Here is a 23555-nt window from a genome sequence, read left to right on the forward strand (position 1 = left end):
CATTTCAGCCGATCCGGTTTTTAACAATCTCCTCCACTACCGCAGGGTCAAGTAAAGTAGAAGTGTCGCCAAGATTCCCGGTCTCTCCTTCTGCAATTTTTCGCAGGATTCGCCGCATTATTTTGCCGGATCTTGTTTTTGGGAGCCCTTTTACCACCTGTATTTTATCCGGGCGGGCGATAGGACCCATATATTTGGTTACGGTATCTATTACTTCCTTTTGCAGCAGGTCTTCCCTTTCCGGGGTATGTTCACATATTACAAAGGCATAAATTCCCCAGCCTTTAATGGGATGCGGGAATCCTACTACGGCACTCTCCACTACATTGGGATGCTGGTTGATGGCACTCTCTACCTCGGCCGTTCCCAGCAAATGACCAGAAACCTTGATCACATCATCCACCCGCCCGGTGATGCGATAGTAACCGTCCGCATCCCTCCGGCAACCATCGCCGGAAAAGTAGTAGCCGGGATATTCAGAAAAGTATACTTCTTTGCATCGTTTATGGTTGTTGTAAGTGGTCCGGATGATTCCCGGCCAGGGAAATTTAAAACATAATCTTCCCTCTGCTTTCATCTCTGTAATTTCTTTCCCGGCTTCATCAAGGAGTACCGGAACTATACCCGGAACAGGGAGTGTGGCGTACGACGGACGTTCCGGAGTTATACCTGCCAGAGGAGAGATCATGATTCCTCCCGTTTCTGTCTGCCACCAGGTATCCACAATCGGGCACTTCTCCTTACCGATATTCTTATGATACCAGTGCCATGCCTCCTCATTGATAGGTTCTCCTACCGAACCAAGTATCCTGAGGCTGTTCAGTGAGTAGGGCTTCACAAACTCCAGGCCGGCCGCTTCCAGCGAACGGATAGCGGTAGGAGCCGTGTATAAAATATTCACTTTATGTTTATCCACTACCTGCCAGAAACGGCCGGCATCAGGGAACGTAGGAATCCCTTCGAACATCAGCGAGGTAGCTCCGTTGAGAAGGGGACCATAAACCAGGTAGGAGTGCCCTGTTACCCATCCAATATCTGCCGTACACCAGAAAACCTCCCCGGGTTCATACTGGAACACATTCAGAAAGGTGTAGGCTGTGAAAACCATGTACCCTGCAGTGGTATGAACCACTCCCTTCGGTTTTCCGGTACTTCCGGAAGTATATAAAATGAACAGCATATCTTCACTGTTCATAGGTTCAGCCGGACAAATGTTGCGCTGCTCCCGGCATTCCTCCTCCCACCATGCATCTCTGCCGGCAGTCATACTCACGGTGGAGCCTGTTCGTTTGAGAACGATTACTTTTTTAACGGTAGGGCACGTTTTTAAAGCTTCGTCCACCACCGGTTTCAACGGAACCTCCTTTGCTCCACGATAGCCTCCATCGGCTGTGAGTACGAGGCTGCACTCCGCGTCGTGTATTCGGTCTGCCAGGGAGCTGAAAGAAAACCCGCCGAACACTACCGAATGAATTGCACCGATTCTCGCGCATGCGAGAAGGGCAAATGTCAGTTCCGGTACCATAGGCATATAAATGCACACCCGGTCGCCTTTTCTGACTCCGTTTTTTTTCAGCATGTTGGCTACCCGGCACACTTCGTTGTGTAATTCAAGGTAGGTGAACGTTCGCGAGGGTTCATCCGGATTATTAGGCTCCCAAATAATCGCTCGCTGGTGGCCTAGTTTACTCAGGTGCCTGTCGATACAGTTTTCGGTAATATTCAATTCCCCGCCTAAATACCATTTAATATCGGGTGCGTCGAAATTCCACTCCAGGATAGTATCCCATTTCTTTTTCCATAAAAACTCTGACGCAATGCCTGCCCAGAATTCCCTTGGGTCTTTTACGCCGGCCTCATAGTGCCTGCGGTAATCATCCATGCTTCGAATTCTCATGAAGTGAAGGTAATAAATTACCGAGCGAGTTCTGCAGCACGCTCGCGTGCTTTCTGCATACCCGCCGACAGCCCCTCTCCTACTCCTTGCTCTTCGAAACACCGGAAAGCCGCTTCGGTTGTTCCTCCCCTGGACATTACAGCCCGGATGAGTTCATCAAGGGATTTTCCGGAAGTGTTCAATAGATGAAAAGAACCGAGCATGGTTTGCTTCACAAGATTGCCGGCAATGTGCTCATCCAGCCCCATTCGCTTCCCGGCCTCAATCATGGCTCTTACGATATAAAAAAAGTAAGCCGGTCCTGATCCGGAAACACCGGTAACGGAATTCAGCATTTCCTCATCTTCAAAATAGATAGTTCTTCCGGTTGTTCCCAGAAGATTTTCGGCCTTTTTGGTCTCATCCATAGTCATTTCACGGCTGCAGGAATAACCTGTCATGCCCATGCCTATTTCCGCCGGCGAATTTGGCATAGCCCGGACCACGCGGGCTTGTCTGAGTTCCTTCTGAAGGGTGGGAATTCGAATGCCGGCCATAATGGAAATGATGATCTGACCATCCCGTAACACTGGTCGCAGTTCATCAGCCAGCGCATCGAAGTCTTGAGGCTTTACAGCAATAATAATGATATCACTGCGGCCTACCTCAGGATCATTCACGGTAGTAACAAGCCCCAATCCTGCTTCTTTGAGTATTTCCTTTCTTTCACGGCTTTTCTCGGCGAGGTAGAGGCGTGAGCGCTCCACAATATTATATTTCAAAAATGCGCGGGCATAGATCAATCCCATATTCCCGCAACCTGCAATAGTTACTTTCATATTATTTCTTTTCTTCCTGCAGAACAGGGTTCAGGATTTCTGTCTGGATGCGGATGGATTCATCATGTACGAGTTCGAAGAGTCTTTTAATAAACTCATCCTTCAGTCCGAGCATACGTCCGTTTGCGATCCGCTGTTCCAGCATTTCATCCCACCGGCTCAGTTGCAGGATCGTCATGTTTTTTGATTTTTTCAGCTCACCGATCTGTTCAGATAGCTGCATGCGGGAACGGAAAGCCTGCAAAAGCTCTTCGTCCAGTGCGTTGATCTTATCCCGAAGCTGTTCCAGCTTTTCTTTGCTGCCATTGAGAGGGGCGTCCTTTTTTCTTTCTACCATTCCCTCAAGGATCTCATTCAACATTTCCGGTGTTACCTGCTGACGTGCATCGCTCCAGGCCAGATCCGGCTGCACATGCGCTTCAATCATCCATCCATCCAGATCCATATCTATGGCTTTCTGCGCGAGGTACGGAATGAGCTCCCGTTGCCCTGCAATATGACTCGGATCGCAGAGAACAGGCAGGTTGGGATGTAAACGTTTCAGTTCAACAACTATCTCCCACAACGGATGATTCCTGAACGGGTGATTTCCGTGAACATGAAACCCGCGGTGTATCGCTCCCAGATGTGTTATTCCTGCTTTGTTCACACGTTCCAGCGCACCCAGCCATAATTGCAGATCGGCATGAATGGGATTTTTTATCAGCACGGTGGTATCCGTTCCTTTCAGTGCGTCTGCGATCTCCTGCACGGTAAAAGGATTGACGGTGCTTCTGGCTCCAATCCAGAAATGCCTGATTCCTGTCTGCAGGCATGCTTCCACATGCTTTGCAGAAGCAACTTCGGTTATGATTGTAAGACCTGTTTCTCGGTTCACCCTGGTGAGCCAGGGGAGTGCCTTGGCTCCCACCCCCTCAAATGCATCCGGCCGTGTACGGGGCTTCCACAATCCCGCACGAAACCAGAATGCTCTTCCCGTTCGCTGCAGCCGGAGGGCTGTCTGGAAAACCTGCTCCTCGGTTTCTGCGCTGCAAGGCCCGGCGATGAGAAGTTGTCTGCCGCCCGTTTTCCATTTATCTCTTGGTACAATATTGATGTCCGTTTTCATAGTATTTCTGTATGTTGTGATAATGCGGTCTGTTGTTTTTCCATGCTCATTGTATTAAAAAAAAGAACCCCGGCAGGGCCGGGGTTCGAATAGCTTTCATTTGTATCTGGCAAATTACTTCCTCTCCATTCCCCGGCCTGGTCTGGTGTAATAATACGGGAGGAAGAAATAGTTCGTATTCATAATAACAGGACAAAGATAGAGAACTTGAACCTGATAAAAAAAATCTTCAGCAGGAAATATTTTCGGGCCGGCGGTGCTTCCACCTCCGGTGGCTCCATAACCAGTTGAATGGTTGAGTGTTAATATCCCTCTCCAGCAAACGCGTATGGCGCTCCGTCAACTCGTTTTCCCTCAGGGAGGCAGGATCAGTTGTAATCAGCTCCGTCTTTATCAGGTAATGACCACGGCGCACTTTCTGAATCCACACATAAACTACAGCCAAATTCATTTTACGCGACATCACCTCTGCGCCCTTATATACGGGAGTATCCTGATTCAAAAACCGTGTCCAGTAAGCGGATTCCGGGGAGGGCGTCTGATCTCCCAGAAAAACCGTACCGGTTAATATATTCCGGTTCCGCACAAACTCCCTGTAGGTATCCTTCACCGCAACCGGCCTGGTTCCGAAGCGAGAACGGATCCGGTACATCAGGTGATCAAATCCTCTATTGGAGAGAGGGAGGTAAAGGCAATTTACCTGGTAACCCTCCAGTCCGGCAACACTGGCAGATGCCATCTCCCAGTTTCCGCAATGTCCCATCACCCAGATGACACTTTTACCTTGTGCATGGAGCGAGCGGGTCAGTTCACGGGTCTCAGGACTTATCACACAACGTTTCAATACAGAATTCCGGGAGCAGGAGATCAGTTTTATCGTTTCAAAAATGAGATCACAGAAATGCGCATAGAATTGTTTGGCAATAAGAATCCGTTCCTTTTCCGTTTTTTCAGGAAAGGCATTCCGTAAATTGCTTAAAACAACTTTCTTTCTATACCCGATGATATAATAAATAAAAAAGTAAAAGATGGAAGAGCGCAGATAGATCAGACTCCACGGTAAAAGAGAGTCAAGTAAGAGAAAGGGATAGATCAGATAGAAACCCACGGGGTAAAGGTAGTAAGCATTATCTTTATCCTCAGCATGAGCATTACACGTGAACAGATACTTCGCGCCCACCAGCGCATTTCTCCCTATGTTCTGCGTACGCCGGTTGTACGGGCCAAATCTTTAGAAGCCATGCTGAACTGCGAATTGTTTCTCAAATGCGAGAACCGCCAGAAGATCGGGGCATTTAAAGCAAGGGGAGCCATGAATGCCGTACTGCTACTTTCCGAAAGCGACCGGAAGAAGGGCGTGGCAACACATTCCAGCGGAAATCACGCACAGGCACTGGCGCTGGCAGCCCGGGAATTCGGACTGAAGGCCTGGATTGTGATGCCGGAAAACAGTTCCCCCGTTAAAATTGCAGGGGTGAAGGCTCTGGGCGCTGAAGTTATTTTTTGTGCACCGGGAACGGAGAACAGGAGAGCGGCATTGGATCAGGTGGTAGCACAGCACGGGGCTCTATTCATACCACCTTACGATCACCCGCACATCATTGAAGGACAAGCCAGCGCGGCGAAGGAACTTATAGAAGAAATTCCCGGTCTGGATCTGATTCTGGTGCCGGTGGGCGGCGGAGGGCTTCTCAGCGGAACAGCATTGGCCGCGCATTATCTTTCCCCTTCCACCTCCGTGTACGGATGCGAGCCGGAGAATATGGACGATGCTCACCGGAGCTTTCTTTCCGGCAAGCCGGAACCACTGAAGGAAGGAAGCACTACGGTAGCTGACGGGCTGCGCACCACGCTTGGCATTCTCCCGCTCACCCTTATAAAAAAATACGTGAAGGGCATCCTGACAGTACCTGAACAGGAGATACTTCCCGCCATGGAGTTTATTCGCGTACGTGAGGGAGAGATCATTGAACCATCCAGTGCGGTTCCGGTAGCTGCACTTCTAAGAAACAAACGGCTCATCGCAGGGAAGCGCGTAGGTGTGATCCTCAGTGGCGGAAATGTAAATAAAGCAGATAATTAAAGTCCTCGGAATGAGGCAAGTATCTGCCCTAATTTCCTTACCTTTGCCACTCTTTTTCCAGGGTCATGCAGTTCGAGGTAACAAACGAATTTCTGGAATCACTCCGGGCGGGCATACGCCGCAAGGATAAGGATTTTGTACTGGCACAGGTTCACGACCTGTTTCCGGTTGATATTGCCCATATTCTCAATGATCTGGAACCGGCCGAGGCGAAAGATGTCTTTGAACTGCTCGATGAACAAACGGCAGCAGATGTAACTTTTGAACTGGATGAGGTTGTAAGGGAGACTCTCTTTGAAACACTCACCTCGAAGGAAATTGCGGAAGATATTATCGAGAACCTGGAGTCGGATGAAGCGGCTGACCTTATAGCCGAACTTCCGGATAAACAACAGGACGAGGTTCTTCAGCATCTCGAGGATGAGGAACAGGCCAGTGACATTGCAGACCTTCTGAGCTATGATGAGAACACCGCCGGTGGTCTCATGATGAAGGAGCTCGTAATGGTGCGCGATACGCTCACGATGCGTGAATGTGTACGGCAACTTCGGGAACATGCTGATCATATTGAAGAGATTTATGCGGTTTACGTGGTAGATGATGCCGAACGGCTGCTGGGGTACATTCCCCTGAAAAAAATTCTCACTACCAACCTTCGCACCCCCATTAAAGATGTTTATGAGTCGGATATCATTACGGTCAAAGTGAATATGGACAGGGAGGAGGTGGCCAAGACCATGGAGCGATACGATCTGATCTTTGTGCCTGTAGTGGATACCCTGGGGCGCCTTGCGGGAAGAATCACCATTGATGACGTAGTGGATGTAATCCGAAAAGAGGAAACCGAGGATGTTCAGAAGATGGGAGGTATGGAAGCGCTGGAAGATTCTTACATGGGCAGTTCCACCTGGGAAATGATCCGCAAACGTGCCGGATGGCTGATCATTCTTTTTATCGGGGAAAGTTTCACGGCTACGGCCATGAGTTTTTTTGAAGATCAGATCGCGAAAGCCGTTGTTCTTGCTCTTTTTGTACCACTCATCATTTCCAGCGGCGGGAATACCGGCTCACAGGCCAGTACGCTGGTCATCCGCGCTCTTGCACTGGGAGAAGTCTCCATTCGCGAATGGTGGAAGATTTTTGTAAAGGAAATCAAAGTAGGTGTAACATTGGGAATCATCCTGGGTGTTTTCGGATTTTTACGCGTAGCGGTATGGTCAAATTTCGTTGATATTTACGGACCGCACTGGCTGGAAGTAGCCTACACGGTTGGTTTCTCTCTTCTGGGAGTTGTCATCTGGGGCAATCTGGTTGGTTCCCTGTTTCCCATGCTGTTGAAGAGATCCGGTTTTGATCCTGCGGTATCATCCACACCATTCGTGGCCACGCTGGTAGATATCACCGGACTTGTACTCTACTTCTCCATCGCTTCGCTGATTCTGGGCGGATTATTACTCTGACATGAACATTCTTTTCCTGGATACCGCTCATCCCTTCCTTATTGACAGCCTGAGGAAAGACGGACATAACTGCATAGAAGATTATGCCGGCGCAGCTTACCTGAAGCGGGGGAATGAAGAAATTCACGGAATTGTGATCCGAAGCAGGGTAAGAATAGGCAAGGAAACAATTGACCTCTTCTCTTCACTGAAATTTATCGCACGCGTAGGAGCCGGCATGGAGAACATTGATGTTATTTACGCGGAGAGCAAGGGAATCCGCTGCCTGCACGCTCCTGAAGGAAACCGAACCGCCGTTGCGGAACACGTAATCGGGATGCTTCTGATGCTGATCAACAACCTGAAGAAGGCGGATCGTGAAGTCCGCGAAGGGAAATGGATACGTGAAGGTAACCGCGGGTGGGAGCTGGAAGGAAAAACCATCGGGATCATTGGCGGCGGGAATATGGGTAGTGCTCTGGCGGAGCGACTGGTCAGCTTCAACTGCAGGATTCTTGTGCATGACAAATACCTTAAACCGGACACTGGAAACGACAATGCCCCTTCTTTACAACTATGCTCGCTGCAGGAAATCTTTCACCATGCAGACATCGTTAGTCTGCACCTGCCGCTTACCGAAGAAACGCAGTACTACGCCGATGACCGCTTTTTTGACTCCTTTAGAAAAAAGATCATTTTCATTAACACGGCTCGCGGAAAAAACCTCCTGACTTCAGCGCTGGTTCGGGCACTGAGATCGGGAAAAGTTAGCGGCGCCTGCCTCGATGTTCTGGAATATGAAAGCGGATCCTTTGAGAATCTGTCCGGATTACAGAATGATGATCTCCGCTTTCTTATGAGTTCAGAAAATACTATTCTTACCCCGCACATTGCCGGATGGACCATAGAAAGCAATCTGAAAATGGCAGAAATACTATTTCGTAAAATATCTGCACTGAAATAAAAAATTGATCTTCATCTGATTATTTTGACCGGATAGTCCCTTGCCCCATGCGTATCCTAAACTTTATCCTGTTTCTTTTACCACTGAGCTTTTTCGCCCAAAAAACGGCACTTTCCGAAAAAGGCATGGTGGTTTGTGCGCATCCGCTCGCCAGTCAAATTGGCGCAGAAATATTAAAAAAGGGAGGAAATGCCTTTGATGCAGGCATCGCCGTTCAGTTTGCGCTCGCAGTGATCTATCCAAATGCCGGTAATCTGGGCGGAGGCGGCTTTATGGTTGCAAGAACTGCGGACGGGAAGAATATATGTCTGGATTTTCGTGAGAAGGCGCCCTCCGGAGCATCACGGGAAATGTATCTGGAAAAGAATGGAGAAGTGCATAAAACAGCGAGTCTGGAGGGGGTTTTGGCTGCGGGCGTACCGGGAACCATAGATGGCATTTTCAAAATGCAGCCGTACGGGCGTTTACCGTTAAAAGACTTGATTGATCCGGCCATCCGGCTGGCTGAAAACGGTTTTCCTGTCACGGAACGGGAAGCCGCAGCACTGAACAGCCTCAGAAGTAAATTTCTCACTAACAACCAGCATCCTGTTGCATTCGTGAAGAACATCCCCTGGAAAGCGGGCGATACACTTATTCAGAAAGAACTGGCAGAAAGCCTGAAAAGGATCAGAGACCTGGGCCGCGACGGATTCTACAGCGGCATTACCGCGCAGCTCATCGTGGCGGAGATGAAACGGGGAAAGGGGCTGATCACGGAAACGGATCTCTCATCCTATTCTGCTGTTTTTCGCACGGCGTTACAATTCTCCTATAAAAATTATTCTGTAATTACGATGCCCCCTCCTTCTTCCGGCGGAATTATTCTGAGACAGCTGATGGGAATGGTGGAAAAATATCCTGTAAAAGAATGGGGCTATCAGGATGTCCGTTATGTGCATCTGGTAGCAGAATGTGAGCGGAGGGTTTTTGCTGAACGTTCGGAACACATGGGGGATCCGGACTTTTTCAAAGTGCCAATGCGCACGCTTACTGATACCGCTTTTATACGAAAGCGGCTGGCAGATTTCAACCCGGATTATGCTACTCCCGGTATAAATATCCGACCTACAGTTATTCCGCCTGAAAGTGAAGAAACCACCCATATCTCTATTGCAGACGGAATGGGAAATGCCGTTTCCATCACCACCACGCTCAATGGCGCATACGGATCTTACACAGTGGTGAAGGGGGCGGGCTTTCTCCTGAACAATGAAATGGATGACTTCAGTGCGAAACCGGGCACTCCGAATCTTTACGGACTGGTAGGAGGCGAAGCCAACTCTATTGCTCCCAACAAACGCATGCTCAGCTCCATGACACCCACCATTTTACTGAAAGACAATATGCTTTTCATGGTAGTGGGAACGCCCGGAGGTTCCACCATTCCAACATCCGTTTTTCAAACCATCATGAATGTGATTGAATTTGAGCTTTCACCCGAACTGGCTGTGAATGCTCCTAAATTTCATCATCAGTGGTTGCCCGACTACCTGTATGTGGAAGAGAGCTACCCTGAAAAAATTCTTGATGAACTGAAAATAAAGGGGCATCATCCGAAAAAGCGATCTTCCATAGGGCGAACGGATATCATTCTCATACTGCCCGACGGAAAACGAAAAGGTGTAGCTGACAATCGCGGCGATGATGCAGCGGCCGGGGAATAAACTATTTCATAACCATCTGCACCGTGTACCTGCTCTTCACTTCCAGTAAAATTTGCTTCCCGACCGTTACGCGGTCAATGGTTTCCTGATTATAATAACGTATGGTTACCAGCTCCACGTTTTCATTGTAGAGTACACGGTATTTCCTATGCAGGGCCTGGATAAGGTCCGGCAGTTTCCGTGCATCGGCCTGAATACAGACGGAGAATGAAATGGCAGAATTTTGCATGGTGTTAATATGAACACCCATGCGGGAAAAGAGATCAAAAATATCTCTCAGGTTTTCTTCCACGATAAATGAGAAATCCTTGGGAGAAATAGAAATAAGCACCTGATTTACTTTAAAAATAAAGCAAGGAATGGGAAGGGGTGCAGGCTCCGCGGAGATGGCGGTTCCAGGTTGCGAAGGATCCATAAATGATCTCACATAAAGCGGAATTCCCTTGTTCTGGAGCGGCTTCAGGGTTTTTGGGTGAATGACGGTAGCACCGTAATACGACAATTCGATGGCATCCTGATACGTCAGGCGGTCGATGAGCACTGTATGGTCAAACCACTTCGGATCCGCATTGAGCACACCCGGCACATCCTTCCAGATGGTTACGCTTTCCGCATCCATACACCAGGCGAGAATGGCCGCTGTATAATCGGAGCCTTCTCTTCCAAGTGTAGTGGTAAAATTTTCCGCAGTAGATCCCAGAAAGCCCTGGGTCACCGTAATCCTCCCTGTACCAGATAGTCCGCTGCTGATGCGCTCCGCAGTCAGCTCCCAGTCTACCTTCCCTTCCCGCCATGTTTCATCCGTACGGATCCAGTCTCTCACATCCCACCACATTGCATCTTTAAATTGCTGCCGGAGATAAGCGTGAACGATTCGTGTGGAGATCACCTCGCCGAAGCTCACGATCTGATCGTATACCTGGTCAAATGAATGTTCCGGTTCTCCTTCGATTTCCCACTCGAGTTCCGCGAAGGTATTATGCAATTCAGTAAAAAAAAGTGTTTCCTCTCCACCAAAGAGATCCCGTGCGATGCTGAAATGGAAGTCGCGTATCTCTTTCAGCATCTCACCCTTCTTTTCCCACTTGCCAAAAAACGCTTCTGTTAGTTTTTCCAGCGCGTTGGTTGTTTTCCCCATGGCAGAAACCACCACGAGTATCCGGTCTTCCGGAAACAAGGAAAGGATTCGGGCTACATTTCGAACCGCGTTGGCATCTTTTACAGATGCACCCCCGAATTTAAATACTTTCATGACTGAAGGCCCGAATCTGTTTTTCCACCAGGCGGCAGGATACCCACTCTTTTAAGAACTCTGCCTGGTATTTTTCATAAAACTTTATCGCCGGAGTATTCCAGTCGAGCACCTGCCATTCCAGTCGCCGTACCCTCATATCTTTTGCTACGCCAATGACGGCTTCGAACAATTGCCTGCCGATCCGGAGCCGGCGAAAATCCTGCCGAACGATGATATCCTCAAGGAAGATGCACCGGCCTTTCCACGTAGAATATTTAACATAATAGAGTGCCATACCCTGTATCTTCCCATCCACCTCAGCGATGAAGAACCGAAACACAGGATGGTCTCCGAATCCATCCCGCTCCAGATCCTGTAACGTTACTTCCACTTCCCCCGGGGCCTTTTCATATTCAGCCAACTCCCGGATAAGCTGAAGCACATCGGGTAGATCTTCCCTGAAACCACTTCTGATCCTGACTTCCATCGGATTAAAAGTAATACGAATTTCAATGCCAAAAATCCGATATTTGCACAAAAGGACGTTATGGCCAAATTGAAAACGCTGGGACAATTCATCATTGAGAGGCAATCGGATTTTCCATATGCCAAAGGGGAACTTTCCCGTTTGCTGCGCGACATCGGAATTGCGGCGAAGATTGTGAACCGCGAGGTAAATAAAGCCGGTCTTGCGGATATTATCGGAGATGTAGGCGAAATAAACGTTCAGGGTGAAAGTGTAAAAAAGCTGGATGTGTTCGCCAACGAACAGTTTATAGCGGCGCTTTCGGTTGGCGGGGAAGTGTGCGCCATCGCTTCAGAGGAAAACGAAGATATCATTCCGGTGGATAACGCGCATTCCAAGAACGCGAAGTATGTGGTGGCTATGGATCCACTTGACGGCTCTTCGAATATAGATGTGAATGTCTCCGTGGGAACGATCTTCAGTATTTACCGGCGGATCAGTTTATCAGGCCCGGGAACGATTGAAGACTTTCTACAGCCGGGCACAGAAATGGTAGCTGCCGGATATGTAATTTACGGATCTTCCACCATGCTGGTCTACACTACCGGAAAAGGGGTGAATGGATTCACGTATGATCCCAGCATTGGTGAATTTTGTTTATCCCATCCCGGGCTGCAAACGCCCAAACAGGGCAAGACCTATTCCATCAATGAAGGCAACTACATTCATTTTCCTGACGGAGTAAAGAAATACATCAAGTATTGTCAGGAAGAAGATGCAGCCACCAAACGTCCGTATTCCTCCCGATACATCGGTTCAGCAGTGGCAGATGTTCACCGCAACCTGCTCAAAGGCGGTATTTTTATTTATCCCACTACCAGCTCATCACCAAAGGGGAAGTTGCGGTTATTGTATGAATGCAATCCGCTTGCGTTTATTATCGAACAAGCCGGAGGGAAAGCGACGGATGGTGCCAAGCGCATTCTGGAACAGGAAGTAAAGTCCATCCATCAGCGCAGTCCATTCTTCGCAGGTTCCACCGAGATGGTTGACCTTGCTTCGGAGTTCATGCAAAAATATTCTTCCGTAAAGACCTGACGAGCGCAAATCCGGGTGGTACCGGAATTCAGGAAGAAAGTACCTGCTTAAGTTTTGCGATCGATTCATAATAAGGAGCGATCCGGATATCCAGACGTGCCACGTCCTTCTTCACATCCTCGCGCCGGGCTCTTTTGAGGGCGAGCAGATTCTCTTTACTTACGGGCATAGCGATTCCCGTCCACGAGCCTATCCACAGAATAAAAAATGCAAGCCAGTAAGGCATAGAAACAAATACCGGACGGTTACCGGAGGTCATTGCAACCTCTTTGTAGAGGGTTTTCATTTCCACCGCTTCCTCCTCCGCAATATTAATAGTACCACTCAGTTCCGCTTCAATTGCCTTATCAATGACCAGTGCAAGGTCCCATACTCCGATCGTATGCATTGGCTGATGACCACCGGCCACCATTGGTATAAATTTCCGTGTGGAAATATAGCGGTAAATGCTTCGGAACAATCCTCCGTCGCCTATTACAAGCCCTGGTCGGATGCTTAGTTCAGCCGGCCGGGAAAACATTTGCTGCAGTTCAAACATCTGCTGGCCGTAGGCAGATTCTGCATTACTGCGCGCGGCAATACTGCTGATGAATACCGTACGCTTGACCTGTTTTTCCCGTGCAAGCTCCAGTACCTTCTTTGTACCTTCCAGGTTAATGCGAAAACTGTCCGGATGATTGTGCTGTTTAACATATGCGGCATGAACCACATAATCCGTATTATGAAAAGCTCCCGCGTCAGGTCCTTTCTCCAGTTCGTAGTGAACATAAAGCACTTCCCTGATCCAATTTTCCGGCATATGATGCACGAGCGCGATAACACGCCAGCCCCTTCTCACGAAGTGACTTACCAAATGAGAGCCGATAAAACCGTTCGCTCCTGTGATTGCGATGGAAGGCATACTTTTCCCGTCGTAAAAGTAGGAAAAGATAGTGAGGGTAACACCGCGATTGAATCCTGATTTTATATATTCTTACTAACTCGTGTTCGTCGTCATTTTATGGCGATTCGGCCATTCATTTCCGGTAAAATCATTCGTTAATATCCGTCGGTAAGATCATTTTACCGGTTCATTCCTTCTTTTCAATTCCTCCTTTAAATTCGCCATTTCCTGTGCCAGCATTTTGTTCTGCCGCTGAAGGCGACTTACGGTTACAGAAAGATGCAACAGATAGATGAGGATAGCGAAGATCGCCCCGATAAAAACCAGGTTTGGTGCCTCATACACTCCGAACAGACCAGACACCACTTCCAGGCCCTCCCTCCAGATGGAAAATGTCAGCAGCACAAGAGTACAAATGATCCAGATGAACGCATATTCTTCCCTTAGTTTTCCCTTGAAAATCAGCCGGGCTATATTTCCAAGAAAGAGCAGACTGGCAAGAATGGCGATGACTTGTATACGTTCCATGATTTCAGTGTTTTCTCAGGTGTGAAAATACAACTCCGAGCGTCACCTTCCACATATAATAGAAAGCATTCAGGGAGTTGATCGACGATTCGCCGCCTCTGCGCACATTCATTATAACCGGGATCTCTGCTACCTTAAGGCCGTGCCGGGCGTAAATACTGATGGCCTCGGGTTCAGGATAATCATCCGGGTATTCTTCTGCGAGTATATTCAATGTGCGGAGGTTCACAAGGCGAAAACCGCTGGTACTGTCCAGCACCCTATAGCCGGTGAGCAGGCGGGCCAGGGCGGAAAACCACCGTATCCCCAGGCGGCGCAGCGCGCTGCTCTGAAAACCCTCCCCGGAAATGAAACGCGATCCGATGACAACATCCAGCTCCTCCTCCTCCATTTTCCTCAGCATGGCCGGTATGGCTTCCGGTGGGTGTTGTCCGTCTCCGTCTACCTGAATGGCATGTGTAAATCCATGCGCTCTGGCGTATATAAACCCCGTTTGAACCGCTCCGCCAATGCCCAGGTTCACCGGAAGCGACAGAACCACAGCCCCTGCATTTTCTGCCACCTCCGCTGTATGGTCGGTTGAAAGATCGTTCACTACAACCGGAATCAGCGGAATCCCGGATTCCTTCGCTATTCTGCGTATTCCCTCCACCACATGACGTATAGAATCCTGCTCATTATATGCCGGAATGACGGCTGCGATCTTCATAGCAGCTATTTATCGCCAGGTGTACAGATTTGTCGTATAAAATCACCCATTTGTCAAATTCTTTAAAAAAAATGACTTGTCTCTTTTATATAACATTCTTTTTTTCTATATATTTACCTAAAGGCAACGGAAACGTACTATTTAGGTAAAAATAGGATTTTTCCATCATGGCTGGCCTTGTGAAAAAGAACGTTTCAAACAATGAGTTTTTAATACATCCCCAATAATGAACAGCACCGAGACCAGGTCGCTACAAAGTCATCTCAAGCAATTCTTCGGATTCAGCAAATTCAAAGACCAACAGGAACAGATTATACAGAGTGTTCTTGACGGCAATGACACATTTGTTATCATGCCTACGGGCGGGGGGAAGTCTCTCTGCTATCAACTGCCTGCCCTGATCAGCGAAGGGACGGCTATTGTGGTATCTCCCCTGATCGCCCTGATGAAAAACCAGGTGGATAATATCCGAAGTTTCGGAGCAGAAACGGGCATAGCCCACTTTCTGAACTCTTCGCTGACCAAGGCAGAAATTCAGCAGGTTCGAAGTGACATTACCGAAGGGAAAACCAAACTTCTCTATGTAGCTCCTGAATCGCTTAATAAAGAGGAAAACGTGATTTTTTTTCGCGACATACGCATCTCTTTCTTCGCGATTGACGAGGCACATTGTATTTCTGAATGGGGACATGATTTCCGGCCGGAATACAGGAGGCTAAGACCCATCTTTGAACAGATCGGTAAAACTCCAATCATTGCACTTACAGCTACCGCCACACCCAAAGTACAGCAGGATATTCTGAAAAATCTGGGCATGACCGGGGCCAATGTCTTCAAATCCTCATTCAACCGATCGAATTTGTTCTACGAGATCCGCCCAAAGGTGAATGTGGTAAAAGAGATTATCCGGTTTGTACGCAAACACAACGGAAAATCTGGAATTATATATTGCCTCAGCCGGAAAAAAGTAGAGGAGTTGGCCGAAACCCTGCAAGTGAATGGTGTAAAAGCCCTCCCCTATCATGCCGGGCTGGATGCAGGTACACGGGCCAGCACACAGGACAAATTTCTGATGGAGGAAATTGATGTGATTGTAGCCACAATTGCTTTTGGCATGGGAATCGACAAACCAGACGTACGGTTTGTTATCCACCATGATATACCAAAGTCGCTTGAAGGTTACTATCAGGAAACCGGTCGTAGCGGGCGAGATGGTGGTGAAGGACATTGCCTTACCTTTTATTCCTATGACGACATACAGAAGCTGGAAAAATTTCTGAAAGGAAAACCTGTTGCCGAGCAGGAAATCGGCAAACAGCTGATTCAGGAAACAGTCTCCTATGCCGAAACTTCTGTTTGCCGCCGGAAATTTCTGCTCCATTATTTCGGAGAAGAATTCGATGAAAACAATTGCAACGGGATGTGCGACAACTGCAAGCATCCGAAATCAAAATTTGAGGGAAAGGAAAATGTAGAACTGATGCTGGAGACGGTTGCGGCCATGAAGGAAAAATTCAAGGCAAAGGATGTGATCAGTGTGCTGATGGGCACGATGACCTCCACCGTGAAGTCCTATAAGTTCAATAACCTTGAAGTATACGGGAAAGGCGCGGAAGATGATAAAGAAGAGAAATTCTGGAACGCTGTAATCCGTCATTCAGTGATTCAGGGATTATTACAGAAAGACATAGAAACCTACGGCATTCTGAAAATTTCCAAGTCGGGTAAGGAATTTATGCGTTCGCCCCGGAGCATGATGATCACCCGCGACCACGATTATGAAGGTGCGGATTCCGGAGAAGATGAGGATGAAATTGTAACCAACGGCAACGGGCGCGGAGGAGGTGCGGACGAAGTCCTGTTCGCTATGCTTAAAGATTTATGCAAGCAGGCGGCCGGAAAGCATAAACTTCCTCCATATGTCATCTTCCAGGAGACTTCTCTTTCCGAAATGGCAATACAGTATCCGACTACAATGGACGAACTGACCAAGATCACGGGGGTCGGACTGGGAAAGGCACAGAAATTCGGAGCTGACTTTGTAAAATTGATCAAAAAGTATGTTGAAGAAAATGAAATAGAACGGCCACAGGATCTGGTGGTAAAAAGCGTAGTAAATAAGTCACAGGCAAAAGTTGCTATCATACAGAGTATTGACCGTAAATTAGACCTGGAGGACATTGCCAACGGAAGGGGGCTGAGTTTCGATGAGATACTCACCGAGATCGAGCACATTGTGCAATCCGGCACACGTGTTAATCTTGGGTATTATATCAATCAGGTGATTGACGACGAGAAACAGGAAGATATTCTTGATTACTTCCGCGAATCCCAAACGGATTCGCTGGAGGCCGCTCTGCAGGAACTTGGTGAAGACTCCTATTCTGAAGAAGAGGTAAGGCTTATGCGGATAAAGTTCCTGAGTGAATTTGGGAATTAACTCTTCAGTGCAATACAGGAAAGCAGTGCCACACCCGTCTGAAGTGCCTCCTCATCTATATCAAACGTCTCGGTATGTACACCGGCGCTGATCCCTTTTGATTTGTTACCGGTTCCCAGTCGAAAAAAACAGCCCGGGATATGCTGAGTATAAAATGCAAAGTCCTCCGCGGTCATACGCACAGGTAAATCCTCCACCTTTTCCTTTCCCAGGTAGGTTTCCGCCGCTTCCCTGCATCTCCCGGTAAGTGCTTCATCATTCCGGAGAAACGGATATCCTTTTTCGATGCGGAATTCAACATTTCCGCCCTCTTCCCTGGCTTTGCGTTCTGCAATCTCCTTCATCAGGGCATGAGCTTTTGTACGCCAGTTCTCATCCAGGGTTCGGAACGTACCTTCCACATAAACGGATTCGGGAATAACATTCGTTGCACCCTTACCCTCTATTTTTCCAAAAGCGATAACGGTTGGGATGTGGCCTCCCGCTTTTTTAATCATAAATACATTTCGCAGCTCCATCAACACGGCGGAAGCAATAAATAAGGGATTGATATAATCCGCCGGCATGGCTGCGTGCCCGCCCTTACCTCTGAAGGTCAGGTATAATTCGTCTGTGCTTGCCATGTACATGCCCGAACGGAATCCCACCCGACCGGTTTCCATTGAAGGAAACACATGAAGTGCCACAATTGCCTCCGGCCTGGGGTTTTCCAACACTCCTTCACCGATCATGAGGCTCGCGCCTCCCGGAATTTTCTCCTCACCGGGCTGAAAGATCAGTTTAACACTTCCGTGAAGTTCCGCCCGCAGCTCATGGATGATCCTGGCAGCACCAAGCAGGCAGGCCATGTGCACATCATGTCCGCAGGCGTGCATTATACCGGGATGTTTGGAGCAATAATCTGCCGCGCTTTTTTCCTGAATCGGGAGAGCGTCCATATCAGCCCTCAGGGCGATACACTTCCCAGGTTTCTCCCCTGTGATTAAGGCAACAATACCCGTTTTGACGATACCTTTCTTAAAGCTGATCCCATATTCCGTCAGCCTGGCAGCGATAAACTCAGAGGTCTTATATTCCTGAAACGAAAGTTCAGGATGAGCATGAAGCTGACGGCGGACAGATCGCACCTCCGAATGATACTTTTCCGCCAACGCACGGATTTTATCGTTCAGCTCAGCCATATCAGTTAATAAACAGCTTCAAATATACTGGTAAATGATCAGAGTAGCCTCCCAGATATTTTGTGCCGTTGAATGTTTTGTACATAGATACTTTGCCCTCCTTTCCCTTTTTTAAGAGGAAATCCTTTTTATAAATATTTCCGCTCTTGAGATCGCAGCTGATCTGATGTGGACCGCCTTTGAAGGATGAGGAGACCAGCATCTGGTCAAAGAGATTCCACTGTTCCTTGAACAGGTAGGTGCCATCGCCGGGATTACCCGATGCGGTTACATTCATGAGTTCAGCGGAGCCCGTGGGCCGGGGGTGCGCATGCAATACCTCCGTGAGGCTTTTGTTGTCTGGGAGATCATTAAAATCTCCCATTACAAGAATTTTAGCATTTGCCGTAACATATTGTATGGAATCAATTTTTTTGCGAAGCCGGCCCGCAGCAAATATTCGCTTCACTTCCGTTTTTTCTTCTCCCCCGATTCTGCTTGGGAAATGAATCACGAATACATGTATGCTTTCCTGCCCGTATTTCAAGTGAGCATAGAGAATGTCTCTTGTCTTATTCTCCGGCATTTGCGGATTAGTAGCTGAAATGAACTGATGGGATTGCAATTTAAAAACACCCTGATCAAACAGGAGTGCGGTCTCAATTCCCCTTACATCCGGTCCGCTGCTGATGAGCATACTATAGTTGCCCTTTATCAGCCGGGAATTCCTGACCAGGTCTTCCAGGCAGCTCTTCTCCTCCACTTCGCATAAACCGATCAGATCCGGCAGGTCACCGGGAACCGAATCGATTACCTCCGCCAGGCGATTGATTTTCTTAAAGTATTTTCCCGTATTCCACTTTCGTTTTGCATCCGGGAGAAAGTCGTTATCGCTTTTATGCGGATCATCAATGGTGTCAAAAAAATTCTCCGTATTGTAAAACATTACGTAGTATTCGGTGTATTTGTGCCTGTGCATCGAGAGCAGAAAAGGCAGCAAAAGAACCGGCAGGAGTCGGAATACCGCGGTTTTCACAAATCAAAAGTCGGTGGAAAATGAAAGATAGAAGAGTCTTGGCTTTTGCACAACGCCGTCATCCACACCCCAGGCCCAGTCGGCCCTCACAAAATAGCCAAGAATACGGCTCCGGAGGCCGAATCCGTAACCGCCAACAATTGGTTCGCGCTGATTTTTTAGTGTAACCAGTACAGGATAACCTCCGAGAAAAGTTGTATTCAGGGCATTTTCATCAGAGAAAGGATCCGGTCCGTTCCATGCGGTACCAACGTCTCCAAATCCGATAATTTGAAAATTCTGAAGAAAATCTGACCGGATCGGTTTATTCATAAGGTAGCGGAACAAAGGCATCCGGAGTTCAGAATTCAGCAGCACAAAACTATTTCCGTTCCTGATATTCTGTTTAAATCCACGAAGCGGAGCGGCGAGTGTCTGGTAAGTATAATTTTCTTCTGTGGAGATTGGAATTTCCGTATGGAAAAGCGGATTCATCCACGCATCCACGCCTCCCATGTAGTATACGAGCTTCCTGCTTCCGAAGGATGTACTGGCACTTAGGCGGTTGGCCCAAATGAAATCGCGATGAATTTTCAGGTAATGCCTGATATCAAGTCCTACGATAGCGATATCAGTAGAGTCCTTTGCCTGAGAGTACACCTCGCCGAAGAGTTTTAGCCTGATACCACGGTAAAGATTCAGGCCACGTTTGATGGTATTATCGTAGATATACTCTACTTTCAGTCCGCCCCAAAATTCATTCCGGTCGGGTTTTTCGAGGCTCACATCTTCCCGGGCCATATAGACGGTCCGGTCATACCGGGTGCTCAGGGTAGTCTTCAGCGCTGCCACTTCACTGAAGGGATATTTCAGTACATATTTCAACTGGTAAGCATCAATTTTTATGCGGTAAAGCCCCGACTCAATATCCTCCAGGCTTTGCAGATGGAAGGTATATTCTTTGTCCCAAAGTTTCACCCGGTCCACATACCCAATGAAAAACTCATTCGATCCGATCTCCCATGGTAAACGGGCTCCTCCAACGATCTTGTAATCTTCAAAGAGGTCATCCAGTTCAATTCTGAACTGGGCGGAGAAACCCGGATTCACGTAGGGTCCCCCGGTGAAGCGCTGGTAGGTAGGATTGAGGTAAGAATTATCAAATTGGGTTACCACCTGCTCTGATGTAAAGAAGCGGTTGTAGTTTCTCATCCGGCCGAAGTCAAATGGTTTGTTCAGCAAAGAATCCTGAACGTTCTTCCCTACCGTGATATCAGGAAGTGGCTTTTTTTCATCCGGGGTTTTCTGTTTCCCTTTTTCAATGTCGAATACATAATTATCAATATCAATCAGGGTACTGTCCTTTGGAGATGTCTTTTTAACAGGATCCTTCTTCACCTTGATGTTCACGCTGTTCACAGGGTTGCTCCCCTTTTGATTGGTCTTTTCATAGCGCTGCAGCTGATCTGCGAACCAGGTATTTTTCAATTCCACCGGAACCAATGCAGAATAGGCGGGTCGCTCTTCCACATAGAGATGATGAAGGCCGTCATGAAAAATCACCTGAGAAATTTTGCCTGAAACAGAACCAAGATCATGCTCCAGAATATTTCTTGAGTAATTTGTTACTGCCAGTGTTTTGGTCAGATACCTGTAGTGCTCTGCGGTATCTACAAAAGCCAGCACACTATCAAAGGTGGCCACATAGCGGTTCCTCACGCCATTCTCATCCGACAAGTAGCAAATAGCGGAGGAATCATAAGGGAAAGCCATTATTTCGTTTGCGTAAGGGGTGGAGGTAACTCTTTTCAGCACAGGACTACGGGAGGGATAATTATAGATGAACAGGTCTTTATAATAAGCGACCTGCTCGGGCGCTCCTTTCTTTTTCCATCCCAGTGTATCATTGCTCCGGTTGGATGAGAAAATGATCTTCCCATTCCTCAGGAAACGCGGGTAGAAATCATCGTAGATATCATTGGTGATCTGTTCAACATTGCTGCCGGCGATATGGAACACATAAATATCAGATTGTCCCTTGTTCACCCCGGAAATGGCGATTCTTTTTCCATCCGGGGCATAGGAGAGGTCCAGGATCTTTTCGAAATTAACCATCTTAACAATGTCCTTTTTGCCATTACTCAGGGTATAATAGGTCATTAACAATTCCCCCTTATACTCTGTAATAATGGTCAGAATTTCACCGGTGGGATGCCAGGTGAGCAGCGGGAACGAATAATCATTGATGCGATCAATCTTTTTCTCCCGTTTAATAATCCGTTTTGTTTTCCCGGTGGTCAGATCCCGGATCCAGACTTTGTACTGACCCATCTCATTGGTTACGTAGGCCAGTTTTTGTCCGTCGGGGCTCACTTTTGCCTGGCTGAACACCCGGGAGGCTTTTATTTTTTTCAGGACGGAGGGAGAGGAGGGCAGATTTCTGGATTTATCGGAATCTCCGTATCGTCCTTTATAGAATTCAAGCCATTCATAGGTAACATTCTTCACCGAAACTCCGAGTACGAACAAGAAAGCATTCTCCACATTCCGGCTCAGCTTGGTCATATAAAGGATATTGGAGATTACATTTTCTCCATAGGTTTCTCCAATATAAGACCACAGTGAATGTCCTGAGGCCGTAGCATCCTGTCCGGTGAGGTGATTAAAATCCTCGTATCTGCCAGAAACAATCCCATCCTTCACCCGGTTCTCTGTTTCCGGATCATATTTGTTTGAAACGTAGGAAATAAGTCCTTGTGTGAACCATTCCGGCAATACCAGAAAAGTACTGTTCTTAACCATCTCCTTCACATTACCTCCATACATCATTTGGTTTACGACCACCTCCGCCACTCCCCCCCGAATCTGTTCTTCCAGTTTCCTGTGGTCTCCTTCAAAATAGACGGCCACCTTACTTCCCACAATGCGGGTTACCCCCCCAACGTTGGCCTGCTCATTATACACCAGTCCCATATTGCTGGCCTTAAACTCACTTTGCGAATTATAAATGATGAATTCCACTTTGGATTCAAGCGGAAAATCGAAGAGTTTTTCAATCTGGGCCAGGTGTTTGCTGGCATTGATGGCCACGAACTCCGCTATTTCGCGTCCGCCCTGATAGAAATAGACATTGTACTTATCGTAACTATAGTACGTCCAGTGGTGTGGCAGATTATGCTGCACCCTGTTCTTTCCGAAGTCCTGGTGAGAACCGTAATAGAATTGGGCGGGAAGTAATCCAGTAATCCCTGAAAAAACGAATAAAAATAGTCTCCGGAGCATGCCCGTTTATTATCTTGCTAATTTAACGAAAAAACCATGATACGTATTGCCTGTTTTACCTTCAATCCCTTCGCCGAAAACACCTATGTATTGTCCGACAACACCGGAGAATGCGTAATCATTGATCCGGGCTGTTATGACGACAGAGACCGGCGGGAACTGGCTGATTATATTGAAGATAACCAGCTCAAACCCGTGCACTTACTGAACACCCATGGACATATTGATCATGTCTTCGGCAACAAATTTGTTTGCGAAAAATGGCAGATACCTGTGGAGATCCATCGTGAGGATCTCAAGACCTTACAGGCCATGGCAGAAGTGGCCCGGCTTTACTCTTTAAATGCAGAAATTTCCCCCGAACCAGGGGGCTGGCTGGAAGAAGGCGTAAAGGTATTATTCGGGCAATCGGGGCTGGAAGTTCTTTTTACACCCGGTCATTCCCCGGGCAGTGTATGCTTTTACCATCCCGGGCAAAAATTTCTGATTGGGGGCGACGTATTATTCCGGGAAAGTATTGGCCGTACCGATCTACCCGGCGGAGATCACTCCGGGCTTCTTAATAATATTACGACCAAACTTTTCACCTTACCGGAGGAGGTAACAGTATACCCCGGTCACGGTCCGGAAACAACCATTGGGCACGAGAAAAGGCTTAATCCATTTGTAGGAGGAGGCCAATGACCTTCGACCGCACATACACTAATTTGCAAGCATGATTCCGG

19 protein-coding genes are annotated in these 23555 nt (G+C 47.8%); 7 read left to right on the plus strand and 12 right to left on the minus strand.

Features of this window, described 5'->3' with window-relative positions; translation table 11 throughout:
- Positions 1-4: 4 nt before the first annotated feature.
- From acs to IT233_06470, 4 genes are all read right to left on the minus strand, one after another.
- A complete protein-coding gene (gene acs, locus IT233_06455; protein ID MCC7302263.1) occupies positions 5-1897 on the minus strand; it encodes an acetate--CoA ligase in 1893 nt (630 codons plus the stop codon).
- A 17-nt stretch (positions 1898-1914) separates the two neighbouring features.
- Positions 1915-2715: a pyrroline-5-carboxylate reductase gene (gene proC / locus IT233_06460; GenBank protein ID MCC7302264.1), complete on the minus strand. Its 801-nt coding sequence runs from the start codon at positions 2713-2715 to the stop codon at positions 1915-1917.
- A 1-nt stretch (position 2716) separates the two neighbouring features.
- On the minus strand, positions 2717-3823 hold the full coding sequence (locus IT233_06465; GenBank protein ID MCC7302265.1) for a bifunctional 3-deoxy-7-phosphoheptulonate synthase/chorismate mutase type II: 1107 nt from the start codon (positions 3821-3823) through the stop codon (positions 2717-2719).
- A 229-nt stretch (positions 3824-4052) separates the two neighbouring features.
- On the minus strand, positions 4053-4931 hold the full coding sequence (locus tag IT233_06470; protein ID MCC7302266.1) for a lysophospholipid acyltransferase family protein: 879 nt from the start codon (positions 4929-4931) through the stop codon (positions 4053-4055).
- Between the two features lie 36 nt (positions 4932-4967).
- Here IT233_06470 and IT233_06475 point away from each other — a divergent pair, with 36 nt between their 5' ends.
- The 4 genes from IT233_06475 (at position 4968) to ggt (ending at position 10015) form a co-directional block, all read left to right on the plus strand.
- Entirely contained in the window at positions 4968-5906 is a 939-nt protein-coding gene (locus tag IT233_06475) for a threonine/serine dehydratase (protein MCC7302267.1), read from the plus strand.
- A 65-nt stretch (positions 5907-5971) separates the two neighbouring features.
- Complete coding sequence (mgtE, locus tag IT233_06480; protein ID MCC7302268.1) at positions 5972-7366, plus strand: magnesium transporter; 1395 nt, start codon at positions 5972-5974, stop codon at positions 7364-7366.
- Position 7367: 1 nt separating this feature from the next.
- Positions 7368-8309, plus strand: a complete 942-nt coding sequence (locus IT233_06485) for a hydroxyacid dehydrogenase (GenBank protein MCC7302269.1) — start codon at positions 7368-7370, stop codon at positions 8307-8309.
- 47 nt (positions 8310-8356) lie between these two features.
- Positions 8357-10015, plus strand: a complete 1659-nt coding sequence (gene ggt / locus IT233_06490; protein MCC7302270.1) for a gamma-glutamyltransferase — start codon at positions 8357-8359, stop codon at positions 10013-10015.
- A 1-nt stretch (position 10016) separates the two neighbouring features.
- Here ggt and IT233_06495 read toward each other — a convergent pair whose 3' ends face one another.
- Positions 10017-11267 carry an aspartate kinase gene (locus tag IT233_06495; protein MCC7302271.1) on the minus strand — a complete coding sequence of 417 codons (1251 nt, stop codon included), beginning with the start codon at positions 11265-11267 and terminating at the stop codon, positions 10017-10019.
- A complete protein-coding gene (locus IT233_06500) occupies positions 11254-11736 on the minus strand; it encodes a GNAT family N-acetyltransferase (protein ID MCC7302272.1) in 483 nt (160 codons plus the stop codon). The genes IT233_06495 and IT233_06500 overlap by 14 nt, the downstream gene beginning before the upstream one ends.
- Positions 11737-11796: 60 nt before the next feature.
- Between IT233_06500 and fbp the strand changes: the two genes are divergently transcribed.
- Positions 11797-12813 (plus strand): class 1 fructose-bisphosphatase, encoded by a 1017-nt coding sequence (gene fbp, locus IT233_06505; protein ID MCC7302273.1) that lies wholly within the window; start codon positions 11797-11799, stop codon positions 12811-12813.
- Between the two features lie 28 nt (positions 12814-12841).
- Here fbp and IT233_06510 read toward each other — a convergent pair whose 3' ends face one another.
- From IT233_06510 to IT233_06520, 3 genes are all read right to left on the minus strand, one after another.
- Complete coding sequence (locus IT233_06510) at positions 12842-13714, minus strand: NAD-dependent epimerase/dehydratase family protein (protein MCC7302274.1); 873 nt, start codon at positions 13712-13714, stop codon at positions 12842-12844.
- A 156-nt stretch (positions 13715-13870) separates the two neighbouring features.
- The gene (locus tag IT233_06515) at positions 13871-14224 is read right to left on the minus strand and encodes a DUF2304 domain-containing protein (protein ID MCC7302275.1); all 354 of its coding nucleotides are present in this window, start codon (positions 14222-14224) and stop codon (positions 13871-13873) included.
- A 4-nt stretch (positions 14225-14228) separates the two neighbouring features.
- Positions 14229-14933, minus strand: a complete 705-nt coding sequence (locus IT233_06520) for a glycosyltransferase family 2 protein (protein ID MCC7302276.1) — start codon at positions 14931-14933, stop codon at positions 14229-14231.
- 226 nt (positions 14934-15159) lie between these two features.
- On the opposite strand from IT233_06520, the gene recQ reads away from it, so the two are divergent.
- Complete coding sequence (gene recQ, locus IT233_06525; GenBank protein ID MCC7302277.1) at positions 15160-17373, plus strand: DNA helicase RecQ; 2214 nt, start codon at positions 15160-15162, stop codon at positions 17371-17373.
- On the opposite strand, the gene IT233_06530 is transcribed toward recQ, so the two are convergent.
- The 3 genes from IT233_06530 to IT233_06540 are packed head-to-tail and all read right to left on the minus strand — an operon-like array spanning position 17370 to position 22830.
- On the minus strand, positions 17370-18554 hold the full coding sequence (locus IT233_06530) for an amidohydrolase (protein MCC7302278.1): 1185 nt from the start codon (positions 18552-18554) through the stop codon (positions 17370-17372). The two genes, recQ and IT233_06530, sit on opposite strands and share 4 nt — an antisense overlap.
- Before the next feature lies 1 nt (position 18555).
- Positions 18556-19569 carry a hypothetical protein gene (locus IT233_06535; protein ID MCC7302279.1) on the minus strand — a complete coding sequence of 338 codons (1014 nt, stop codon included), beginning with the start codon at positions 19567-19569 and terminating at the stop codon, positions 18556-18558.
- A gap of 3 nt (positions 19570-19572) precedes the next feature.
- Positions 19573-22830, minus strand: a complete 3258-nt coding sequence (locus IT233_06540; protein MCC7302280.1) for a PD40 domain-containing protein — start codon at positions 22828-22830, stop codon at positions 19573-19575.
- Positions 22831-22866: 36 nt separating this feature from the next.
- Between IT233_06540 and IT233_06545 the strand changes: the two genes are divergently transcribed.
- Positions 22867-23514, plus strand: coding sequence for an MBL fold metallo-hydrolase (locus tag IT233_06545; GenBank protein MCC7302281.1), 648 nt, complete (start codon positions 22867-22869; stop codon positions 23512-23514).
- The last annotated feature ends 41 nt before the right edge of the window (positions 23515-23555 follow it).

Source organism: Bacteroidia bacterium (genome assembly GCA_020852255.1).
Taxonomy (GTDB): Bacteria; Bacteroidota; Bacteroidia; order JADZBD01; family JADZBD01; genus JADZBD01.